The organism is bacterium (genome assembly GCA_041648665.1).
In the GTDB taxonomy this organism is placed as follows: domain Bacteria; phylum UBA10199; class UBA10199; order 2-02-FULL-44-16; family JAAZCA01; genus JAFGMW01.
On record JBAZOP010000101.1, the window covers coordinates 1 to 9,941 of the forward strand.

10 protein-coding genes and 1 pseudogene are annotated in these 9,941 nt (G+C 59.6%); 4 read left to right on the forward strand and 7 right to left on the reverse strand.

The annotated features are described in order from the left end of the window. The 7 genes and pseudogenes from WC683_17545 to WC683_17575 form a co-directional block, all read right to left on the reverse strand. Positions 1–485: glycine dehydrogenase (locus WC683_17545; protein ID MFA4974414.1), on the reverse strand; the 485-nt coding region annotated here is incomplete at its 3' end. A 6-nt stretch (positions 486–491) separates the two neighbouring features. Then, positions 492–881, reverse strand: a complete 390-nt coding sequence (gene gcvH / locus WC683_17550) for a glycine cleavage system protein GcvH (GenBank protein MFA4974415.1) — start codon at positions 879–881, stop codon at positions 492–494. 29 nt (positions 882–910) lie between these two features. Beyond that, the gene (gene gcvT, locus WC683_17555) at positions 911–2,011 is read right to left on the reverse strand and encodes a glycine cleavage system aminomethyltransferase GcvT (GenBank protein ID MFA4974416.1); all 1,101 of its coding nucleotides are present in this window, start codon (positions 2,009–2,011) and stop codon (positions 911–913) included. A 10-nt stretch (positions 2,012–2,021) separates the two neighbouring features. Continuing rightward, positions 2,022–2,876, reverse strand: coding sequence for a bifunctional methylenetetrahydrofolate dehydrogenase/methenyltetrahydrofolate cyclohydrolase FolD (gene folD, locus WC683_17560; protein MFA4974417.1), 855 nt, complete (start codon positions 2,874–2,876; stop codon positions 2,022–2,024). Between the two features lie 79 nt (positions 2,877–2,955). Continuing rightward, positions 2,956–3,876, reverse strand: coding sequence for a GGDEF domain-containing protein (locus WC683_17565; protein MFA4974418.1), 921 nt, complete (start codon positions 3,874–3,876; stop codon positions 2,956–2,958). Positions 3,877–3,889: 13 nt separating this feature from the next. Next, positions 3,890–5,881 carry a serine/threonine-protein kinase gene (locus WC683_17570; protein MFA4974419.1) on the reverse strand — a complete coding sequence of 664 codons (1,992 nt, stop codon included), beginning with the start codon at positions 5,879–5,881 and terminating at the stop codon, positions 3,890–3,892. Positions 5,882–6,697: 816 nt separating this feature from the next. Then, a pseudogene (locus WC683_17575) lies at positions 6,698–6,787 on the reverse strand (glutamine ABC transporter substrate-binding protein). Between the two features lie 140 nt (positions 6,788–6,927). Here WC683_17575 and WC683_17580 point away from each other — a divergent pair. From WC683_17580 to WC683_17595, 4 genes are all read left to right on the forward strand, one after another. Further along, entirely contained in the window at positions 6,928–7,623 is a 696-nt protein-coding gene (locus WC683_17580; GenBank protein ID MFA4974420.1) for a CoA transferase subunit A, read from the forward strand. Then, on the forward strand, positions 7,620–8,288 hold the full coding sequence (locus tag WC683_17585) for a 3-oxoacid CoA-transferase subunit B (GenBank protein ID MFA4974421.1): 669 nt from the start codon (positions 7,620–7,622) through the stop codon (positions 8,286–8,288). The genes WC683_17580 and WC683_17585 overlap by 4 nt, the downstream gene beginning before the upstream one ends. Before the next feature lie 40 nt (positions 8,289–8,328). After that, positions 8,329–9,411 carry an EscU/YscU/HrcU family type III secretion system export apparatus switch protein gene (locus tag WC683_17590; GenBank protein ID MFA4974422.1) on the forward strand — a complete coding sequence of 361 codons (1,083 nt, stop codon included), beginning with the start codon at positions 8,329–8,331 and terminating at the stop codon, positions 9,409–9,411. 169 nt (positions 9,412–9,580) lie between these two features. Then, positions 9,581–9,941: hypothetical protein (locus WC683_17595; GenBank protein ID MFA4974423.1), on the forward strand; the 361-nt coding region annotated here is incomplete at its 3' end.

The following is a 9,941-nucleotide window of genomic DNA, read 5'->3' on the forward strand; positions in this document are numbered from 1 at the left end:
TTGTCCGGGAGCAGGATTTTTTTTCTGTTCTTGGAGACCCTGCGCGCCATGAGTGCGGCGTCGGCTCCTGCTGTGGCGCCGCTGTAGTGGGAGGCGTTGGAGACGTCCATGCGGAAGAGCCTGCATATCAGCGACTGGTACTCGAACATCGCCTGGAGCGTGCCCTGACCCACCTCGGGCTGATACGGTGTGTATGGGGTCGTGAACTCGGAGCGCGACGCCAGCTCCGAGACCGCTGCCGGCACGTAGTGCCGGTATGCGCCGCCGCCGAGAAAGGAGGCGCTGCAGGAGAGCGTCCGGTTCGTCATCGCGATGTTGTTGAGCTCAAGCCAGAGGTCCTGCTCGGCCATGCCTTCGGGGATATTGAGCTCCGCATCGCAGCGCAGGGCTTTGGGTATGTTGGAGAAGAGTCCGTCCATCTCCTTCGCACCTGTGGCCGCCAGCATCTTCGCGATCTCTTCGTTTGTATGTGGAAGGTATCTCATCGAGGGCTATGCCGTTTCTTCCGCTACGAAGTCGGCGTATTGCTTCTGGTCCATGAGCTGGTCGAGCTCGGCTTTATTCTCGATCTCCACTTTGATCATCCAACCCTCGCCGTAGCAGTCCTCGTTGATCGTCTCCGGGCTTTCGGTGAGCACGGTGTTGACCTCGCTCACGCGGCCGGAGATCGGGGCGTAGCAGTCGGAGACCGCCTTGACCGACTCGACCACGCCGAAGGTGTCGTCCTTCTTCACCTGCTCGCCTTCCTCAGGGAGCTCGACGTAGACGATGTCGCCCATGTTGGTCTGCGCGTGATCGGTGATGCCGATGGTCGCGCTCTTTCCTTCGATTTTGACCCACTCGTGTTCCTTGGTGTACTTGAGATCGTCGGGCATGTTCATTGTTCATCCCCCTTGTCAGATATTTTCTCTCAGGCCTTCTTGTGCGAAGGCTTGTAAAACGGTGTTTTTACGACAGTTGCTTTCCTCGCGCGGCCTCGAATGTCAATAAAAATGTCGGTGCCCTCGGCCGCGAGCTCCGACGGGACATAGCCGATGCCGATTGCGTACTCGAGAGACGGCGACATTGTGCCGCTGGTCACGCAACCCACGTCGCGGGAGCCCGCGACGATCCGGTAACCTTGTCTCGGGATCCCGGCGTCTATCATCTCGAAGCCGACGAGTTTCCTGTGCAGCCCGCGCGCCTTGATCTCGACGAGAGCCTTCTTCCCCACGAAATCGTCGGGGGTGTCGAGCTTGACCACCCAGCCCAGCCCGGCCTCGATGGGGTTGGTCTCGTCGGTGATCTCGTGACCGTAGAGGCTGTACTTCATCTCCAGACGCAGTGTGTCGCGTGCTCCCAGCCCCGCTGGTTTGAGACCCTTGGGTTTTCCTTTTTCGATCAGGGCCTGCCATACGCCGGGTGCGTCCGCCGGAGAGGTGAAGATCTCGAAGCCGTCCTCGCCGGTGTACCCGGTCCTGGCTATGATCGCCTTTGCCCCGGCGACCTTGCCTTCGGTGAAACAGTAGGTCTTCACGGAGGCCAGCTCCGCCTCCGCTATCGGTGAGAGGATCTCCGCTGCCAGCGGCCCCTGGAGCGCGATCAGCGCGTATTTGTCGCTCACGTTCCGCAGCGAGGCCTTGCCCTTTGCGTGGGACTCGAACCAGGCGAAGTCCTTTGCCACGTTCGACGCGTTGACCACTATGATGTATCGCTCAGGGTTGAAGCGGTAGATGATGATGTCGTCCACGACCGTGCCGCGTTCGTTGCAGACCACCGAGTACTGCGCCTGGCCGTCGACGAGTTTTTTCACGTCGTTGGTGGTGAGGTGCTGTATGCAATCCGTGGCGTCGGGGCCCGTGACCTCGACCTGGCCCATGTGCGAGACGTCGAAGAGCCCGGCCGCCGTGCGCACGGCTTTGTGCTCGTCGATCACGCCGGTGTACTGCACCGGCATGAGCCATCCCGCGAAGTCCACGATCTTTGCGCCCAGCCTCGCGTGTTCGTCGTACAGCGGTGTCTTGCGCGTCATTGAAATCCTCCTATCGAGCTGTGGAACGACCGGCCGCCTCCACTGTATTCTTCAAGAGCATTGCTATGGTCATCGGGCCCACGCCGCCCGGAACCGGGGTGATCGCCGAGGCGCGTTCCCTGGCCCCTTTGAAATCCACGTCGCCCGCGAGCTTGCCGTCCGGGAGCCTGTTGATCCCCACGTCTATCACCACGGCGCCGGGTTTTATCCAGGGGCCCTTGACGAACCCGGGTCTTCCTATCGCGGCGACCAGGATGTCGGCGCTGCCGACCTCGCCCGCCAGGTCCGCGGTCTTCGAATGGCATACGGTGACGGTCGCGTTCCTCTTGATGAGCATGGCGGCGACCGGCTTTCCCACGATGTTGCTGCGGCCCAGCACGACCGCGTTCGCGCCTTCGATCTTTTTGCCCGTGGATTCTATGAGCGCGATTATCCCCGCGGGAGTGCAGGGGGCGAAGCAGGGCTCGCCCAGCGCAAGGAGCCCCACGTTCACCGGATGAAATCCGTCCACGTCCTTTGCGGGGTCGATCGCGAGCAGGACCTTCTTCTCGTCGATATGTTTGGGGAGGGGCAGTTGGACCAGTATCCCGTGCACCGCGTTGTCTGCGTTGAGCCTGGCGATCAGCCCGAGCAGCGTCTTCTCGGAGGCGTCGCCGGCCAGATCGTGCGCAAAGGATTCGATGCCGGCCTCTGCGCAGGCCTTGCGTTTCATCTTCACGTAGACCTGGGAGGCCGGATCAGAGCCCACGAGCACGACCGCGAGGCCGGGTTTCACTCCCCTGGAGGCCAAGTGCAAAGCCTGCTGGGCGAGCTCGGCCCTGATGGAGAGCGCCATGGCTTTTCCGTCGATTATGGATGCGGGCATCGATGCCTCCCGAAGATCAAGGGAGGCTTGGACTAAGCCCTTGGAGGGCAAAAGTCAATCCTTGAGCGCGGTCGAAGGGTCAACTGGTCACTCGGTTGCGGCCGTTTTTCTTGGATTGGTACATGCGGGCGTCGGATTGAGCGAGGAGCTCTTGTGGCTTGTCCATGTTGCCGGCCGCGAGCGTTGCGACGCCGATGCTTATCGTGACCGGGATACGCTTTTTCTCGAAGGCGAACGGCTTTGCCTCCACGAGCCTCCGCACCCGCTCGGCTATGATCGCGGCGCCCTTGATGTCGGTGCCGCGCATGATCACCACGAACTCCTCGCCCCCGTAGCGGGCCAGTATGTCCTCGCCGCGGAGCGCGTTCTGGATACGATTGGCCACTCCCTGGAGGATGTAATCCCCGGCCATGTGTCCGTGGGTATCGTTGACCTTCTTGAAGAAGTCGATGTCTATCATGAGGAGCGAGAGCTGTATGCCCTTGCGTTTGGCGAAGCTGAACTCCTCCGCGAGCCTCTTCTCGAAGACGTGTTTGTTGTAGATGCCGGTGACGGCGTCGTAGTTCGCCATCTGGTGCATCTCCTTGAGCAGGATCTGCTCCGCCTCGCTCCCGAGGGCGAACTTGAAGATGGTGTCGCTGGAGATGTGGACTTGGTCGCCGTTTGCGAGCACACGATTCTTGACGCGCTCCCCGTTGACGAAGGTGCCGTTGGTGGAGCCCAGGTCCTCTATGATCGCCTGGTCCCCTACGACGCTGATCTTGATGTGATGGCGCGAGATGCGGGAGTCGTCGATCGAGATGTCGCATTCTTCCGCGCGGCCGATGATGGTCTCCTTGTTTTCGAGATAGCAGAGCTTGCCCGAGAGCTGCCCCGATATGAACATTATGTAGGCCTTCTGTTTCTCAGGCGGCTCCACTTCGATGATCGAGGTGAGCACCGTGTGCTCGGATATGTCCTCCGCCTGTTTCTTGGGTTTGGTTTCCTTTTTCTTAGCCATCATCGCTCGCTCTCTATTGCTGCGGCAGGGGGGTGAGGACGACCCTCACGTCCTTCTGCGCGCCGGCCGAGGGCTTGAACTCGACCTTTTCGGATCTGTATCCCTCAAGCCATATCTCTATGTTGTGCACCTTCTCCGGATCGAGCTCGTTCTTGGTCACGGGCGTTGTGCCGACGGGCGCGCCGTCTATCATCACTATAGCGCCGCCGGGCGTCGAGTCAATGAATGCCGAGCCGAAATTCTTGACGAGCGCTACTTCGAAGGACTTCGACTTGCCGCGATCGATCTTCACGTCCTTTGTCCAGAATTTATATCCTTCGAGAAAGAGGCCGATGGTATGCGTCTTTGTGGCGTCGAAGTTCTTCAGCGTTGCGGGAGTGCGCTGCGGCGTCTCCTTGTCGTCTATGTACACGACTGCGCCCGGGGGGGAGCTTATGAGCTCGACTTCGGCGGTCGGAGGGCCCGCCGGCTTGAGGGTGACGTTCATGCTGTGAAATTCGCCTTCTCCCAGCTTGATCTTCTCCGTGTGCGTGAGGAAGCCTTCTCTCGATACCGTGAGCGTGTGCTCCTCGTCTGGCGATATCTCCTTCACGGCCACCGGCGATCCTCGGCCCGCAGGCTTGTCGTCGATCATTACCTCCGCGTCGGCAGGGTCGGTCACCACCATCGCTTCGGCGAGCGCGCCCTCGGGCGCAGGCGCGCTGTCGGAGGGCGTATACAGGTAGAGCCTGAATGTGCCATATGCGATCAGCGCCAACGCGATGACTATCGAGGCCGCTATCTTTTTGCCGCGGCCCGGCTTCCTGGACACGGGCGTCGGCTGTTCTTTTTCCTTGAGAAGAGGGCGCTTGCCGGTGCTCTCCTCTTCGAAGGATTTCTCATCTTCTTCCAGCTTCGGAGCCTCCGACTCCTCGTCGAGCATGAAGTCCTTCATGTTCGTCGGCGCGTGCGCGACGCCGGTCACCTCGAACTGCTCGTCGCCGGCCAGCGCCGAGTTGGTCCTGTCGATGATCAGGGCCGGGGTCTTGGTGTCCGCCTCCAGCGGCCTCTTGCGGCCCATCTCGTCTTTGAAGAGCTCCTGGACGAAGCGGGCGACTTCGGTGGCTCTGAAGTCGGGATAATGTTTGTGGAGGAACTTCGCCAGGTCGTCGCGCATCTCAGAGGCGTATGGGTATCGGTGCCGCCTGTCCTTCGTGAGAGCCTTCATGGCGATGCGGTCCAGCTCCTCCGGTATGTCCGGCCTTATGTTGACCAGCGGCTCCACCAGCGCGCGGCGCACGTTGCGTATGGTCTCGCGGCTCTCCTCCGCCTTGAAGAGGCGCTTTCCGGAGAGCACCTCGTAGAAGATGATGCCCAGCGAGAAGATGTCCGAACGGTGGTCCACCGATTCGCCCATGGCCTGTTCAGGGGACATGTAGGCGAACTTGCCCTTCAGGAGCCCGGAGTCGGTGCCGCTCGCCTTGAAGGCGGGCTTGGCGATGCCGAAGTCGATGATCTTCACGCTGCCGGAGTACGCGACCATGATGTTCTGCGGAGATATGTCGCGATGCACGATGTGCAGCGGGACGCCGGAGTCGTCCGTGCGACGATGCATGTAATCGATGCCGGCCGCTATCTCGGAGAGCAGGTAGACCGCGATCTGGACGGGGATAAGGGAATTCTTGGCGATGCTGCGCTTGTTGATCTGCGAGAGGGTGGCGCCCTCCACGTACTCCATGACCATGTAGTAATCGTCGCCCACCTTGCCGAGGTCGTAGGTCTGTGCGATGTTCCCGTGCACGAGTTTCACCGCGAGTTTGGCCTCGTCGATCAGCGAGCCGATGAACTCCTTGTCAGCGGAGAGCTGGGGGAGGATCTTCTTGATGCAGACTTCGCGTTGGCTTATTCCGTGGACGTCGTAAGCCAGCCCGCGGTAGATCTCGGCCATGCCGCCCTGGGCGATCTTCTCCATGATGTAGTACTGGCCGATGCTGGTAGGCTGGCCGTCAGGGCGTTTCTCAGGCATTCCACCTCCAAGATCTTATTAATTTACATGGATTTTTTTAGAAACGCAACAGCCCGGACGACAAAACGCGCCCCTCTTTCGAGGGGCGCGTTTTGGTGTTGCAATATTTCATGTCAGCTACTGAAGCGCCGACCAGTCGCAGAGGGCGTTGAAGCTCTCGTCGACCGTCTCGTTGTTGAAGCTGCCGTCGATGGTGCCGGTGAAAAGAGCGGTGGTCTCGATGTCATCCGAGCAGTATTCCAACGACATGGCGGAGCCCGCGCCATAGACGAACGTACCGCATACGTCCGTGTAGGTGAAGCCGTCCGCGCCGATCGTGTATGTGAAGCTCATCAAACGGTTGGCGGAGTTGGCCGAGCATACAGAATCGGACTCAACGCAATATCCCTCGCCGTCGATGTTGTCTGTAGAGTATTCACAGCTATTCTCTTTCCCGGTATCGACCTTTGTCATGTTGTCCTTGATGCTGCTGTAGCCGCCGAATGCGGCGGAATCCACGCTCACGACCCAGGTGAAGGAACCGTCGGCCGTGATCTCGGCGCTAGGTTTGAAGTTGTCGAACGTGGCCAAGAAATTCAAGGAATAATCCGTATCCGTGACAAAAGTACCTGTGAGAGTGGCGGATCCGCCCAGGCCGTCGAGTATCGTGCAGTTGTATGTGTCTGTGCCGGTCGTGTTGCACGAGGCCGTCATATCTGCCTTGACCACCTGTGCACTTGGAGTGGCGAGAGCCGCGAATAGCGGGCCCAGGAGTTCGGAAGTGCCGCTCATCAATTGATAGCTCGTGCCTGCGGCCGTAGCGGACGTCTCGGGTGTGGTCGCGTCAGTGTCGCTGCTGCTTCCGCCGCACGCCGCGAGCGACAGGGCGAGCATGGCCGCGACCCCCACTGCAAAGATCTTCTTCATAGATACCTCCCTTTTTTGTTTTGACTTCGTGGCGCGGCGTATACAACGGGCTGAAATTGTAGTCAAGCGCTGAGCTTTCCTATGCTTCTGAATATCGCTGAAATTGACAATAACGATCGATTATCATACCAAGGCGTTGTATGAAAAATAAGATCTACAAGAGCTGCAGCGAGGCGGTGGCCGATATAAGGGACGGCGCGACCTTGATGGTGGGCGGTTTCATCGGCCGCGGGGTGCCCTCGAATCTGCTGATCGCCCTCCGCGACAAAGGCGTGCGCGACATCACGCTCATCCGCAACGACACGGCCGGCAGCCGCACGAACCCCAACGATACCAATATACTCTTTGAAGCAGGGCTGGTGAAGAAGGTGATCACCTGCTTTGCGGTCTTCGGCTCGCCCAAGGAGGTGAGCGCGCTCGAGCAGAAGGTGCTCGAGGGCGTGACCGAGCTCGAGCTCTCGCCGCAGGGCACGCTCGCCGAGCGCATACGCGCCGGCGGCGGTGGAATCGGCGCGTTTTACACGCCGGTGGGCGTGGGCACCGCGGCGGCCGAGGGCAAGGAGGTGCGCGTGATAGGCGGCCGCGAGATGTTGCTGGAGACCGCGCTGCGCGCCGACTTCGCGCTCATCAAGGCGCATCGCGCCGACCTCATGGGCAACCTCGTCTACAGGAAGAGCGCGCGCAACTTCAATCCCCTCATGGCCATGGCGGCCGACGTCACCATAGCCGAGGCCGAGCTGATCGAAGAGACCGGCGACATAGATCCCGATCACGTCATGACGCCCGCCATATTCGTCGATAGGGTCGTGGCGGTTCCGAAGAGGAGTGGCAGATGACAAAGCAGCCGCTCGCCAGGGAGCAGATGGCGACCAGGGTGGCCATGGAGCTCGCCGACGGGTTCTACGTGAACCTCGGCATCGGCATGCCCATGCTCGTGGCCACGCATATCCCGGCCGGCCGCACCGTCTATTTTCAGTCCGAGAACGGGGTGCTGGGCTGCGGTCCGCACGCGAAACCTGGCGAGGAGGACACGGATCTCTCCAACGCCGGCGACGAGAACATCACCGTCATACCGGGTGCGGCCTTTTTCGACAGCGGGCTTTCCTTCGACATGATCAGGGGGGGGCACTTGGACGTGACGGTGCTCGGAGGCTTCCAGGTCTCTGAGAAGGGCGATCTGGCCAACTGGAAGCTGCCCACGAGGAAGGTCGGCAGTTACGGTGGGGCCATGGACCTGGCCACAGGTGCAAAGAAGGTGATCGTGCTCATGCAGCACGTGACCAGGGATGGCGAGGCCCGGATTGTGAAGGAGTGCACCTACCCCCTGACCTGCAAGAGCTGTGTGGACATGGTCGTGACCGACCTCGCGGTCATCGACGTCACCCCAAAGGGGCTTCTCCTTCGCGAGCTGGCCCCCGGCTGGACAGCGGATGATGTCCAGAAATTGACGGGACCTAAGTTAATTATAGATAAAGTTCAAGCATATAGACTGCACATTTAAAGTTAAACAAAAGCTTTATGTGGTGATATTGAGGTAGTGTATGGCCGAAGACTCCAGCCAGGAAAAAACCGAAGATGCGACCCCGAAGCGGCTGCGGGACGCGCGAAAGAAGGGGCAGGTAGCGCGCTCCCGCGACCTCAACACCATCGTCATACTGATCGTCGCCTTTGCCCTCATCATATTTATGCGCGGTTTCATGGGCGAGGAGCTCAAGACCCTTCTCCAGGCCAACATCGATATCGTCTCCAGGGGCGAGCTCACGTTCGAGGCCATGGCGATCGAGGCCCAGCGCAATTTCATGACCTTTGTGAAGATCATGGGGCCGTTTTTGGCGGTGGTCACCTTTGTGGCCGTGGGGGTGAGCTTTCTGCAGACGGGCGCTATTTTCTCCGGCGAGCCGATGAAGCCGCAGATGAAACGGCTCAACGCGGTGGAGAATCTCAAAAACATGTTCAAGGTGAAGACCTTGATCGAGCTCGTGAAGAACATCGCCAAGATCACCCTGATCTTCTTCCTGGCCTATCTTGTGGTCGCAGACAGCCTCAGGGAGGTAGTCTCCACGGTCGGCGCGGATCCGGATCAGTCCGCGAAGATGGCCGCAGGTCTCGTGGTCAAATTCCTTATCAAGGTCTTCGTGGTCTTCATCATCATCGCGTTCATCGACTTCGCGGTCCAGCGCTGGGAATATAGAAAGCAGCTGAAGATGTCCAAGGAGGAGGTCAAGCGCGAGTACAAGCAGGACGAGGGAGATCCGCTTATCAAGAGCATGCGTCGGCATTTGCACCAGGAGCTGGCCATGGGCGATACCCGCCAGGCGGTAAAATCGGCCGATGCAGTCATCACGAACCCCACTGAGCTCGCCGTTGCGGTGAAGTACGACGACAAGGAGATGGTTGCCCCGCAGGTCATGGCCAAGGGCCAGCGCCTCTTCGCGCAATCGATCCGCGAGCTCGCAGTGGAGTTCGGGATCCCGATCGTGCAGAACCCGCCGCTCGCGTGGACCCTCATCGAGCTGGACGTGGGCGACGAGATCCCCGAGGAGCTCTACGCTGCAGTCGCGGAAGTGCTGGTGTATGTGTACAAGATGAAGCAGCAGCAGGAAGAGGGGATGGACAAGGCGTAAAAAGCAAAAACCAGAATTTTATCATCGGTTTATCATCGAAATAACATCGATCATCATCGCTTCAAAAAATCTGACAGTATTCTCCCCCAAACCAGGCCTTTTTTATTGCCTCCAATCTTATGATGCGCTAGGTACGTCGGATAATTCATCCTTAGACAGGAGTACTATAATGACAACCACGATCACGAAATTCGGAGAATTTCACGCGGCCCTGACCGGGATTGCGAACCACCAGTTAATCGGCGTGGTGCCGACTGGTATCAACGGTTTCCCGGCCTTTGTCGCGATCGGCCAACCTCTCGCGCGCGTCCCGTCGCCCGTGCAGATCGACTTCTCGAGACCGCGGGCTGAATTTAAGGCCGAGGCGTTTGCAATGGCCTACGACGACACCGCACTCCTCAAATCTATCCACAGTATCAAAGGAATACTTGGAGAAAGATTGTGCGGGCTGCTTCCGAACGATGCGTTCTTTGGTTTTCCCACTACCGAGGCTCAGGCCGAAAGGCGCGACCGGATCAAGCGGCAAGTCA

Coding starts and splice junctions, on each gene's coding strand:
- gcvH (MFA4974415.1), bottom strand. CDS start 881: ATGAACATGCCCGACGATCTCAAGTACACCAAGGAACACGAGTGGGTC.
- WC683_17570 (MFA4974419.1), bottom strand. CDS start 5,881: ATGCCTGAGAAACGCCCTGACGGCCAGCCTACCAGCATCGGCCAGTAC.
- folD (MFA4974417.1), bottom strand. CDS start 2,876: ATGCCCGCATCCATAATCGACGGAAAAGCCATGGCGCTCTCCATCAGG.
- WC683_17565 (MFA4974418.1), bottom strand. CDS start 3,876: ATGGCTAAGAAAAAGGAAACCAAACCCAAGAAACAGGCGGAGGACATA.
- gcvT (MFA4974416.1), bottom strand. CDS start 2,011: ATGACGCGCAAGACACCGCTGTACGACGAACACGCGAGGCTGGGCGCA.
- WC683_17585 (MFA4974421.1), top strand. CDS start 7,620: ATGACAAAGCAGCCGCTCGCCAGGGAGCAGATGGCGACCAGGGTGGCC.
- WC683_17580 (MFA4974420.1), top strand. CDS start 6,928: ATGAAAAATAAGATCTACAAGAGCTGCAGCGAGGCGGTGGCCGATATA.
- WC683_17590 (MFA4974422.1), top strand. CDS start 8,329: ATGGCCGAAGACTCCAGCCAGGAAAAAACCGAAGATGCGACCCCGAAG.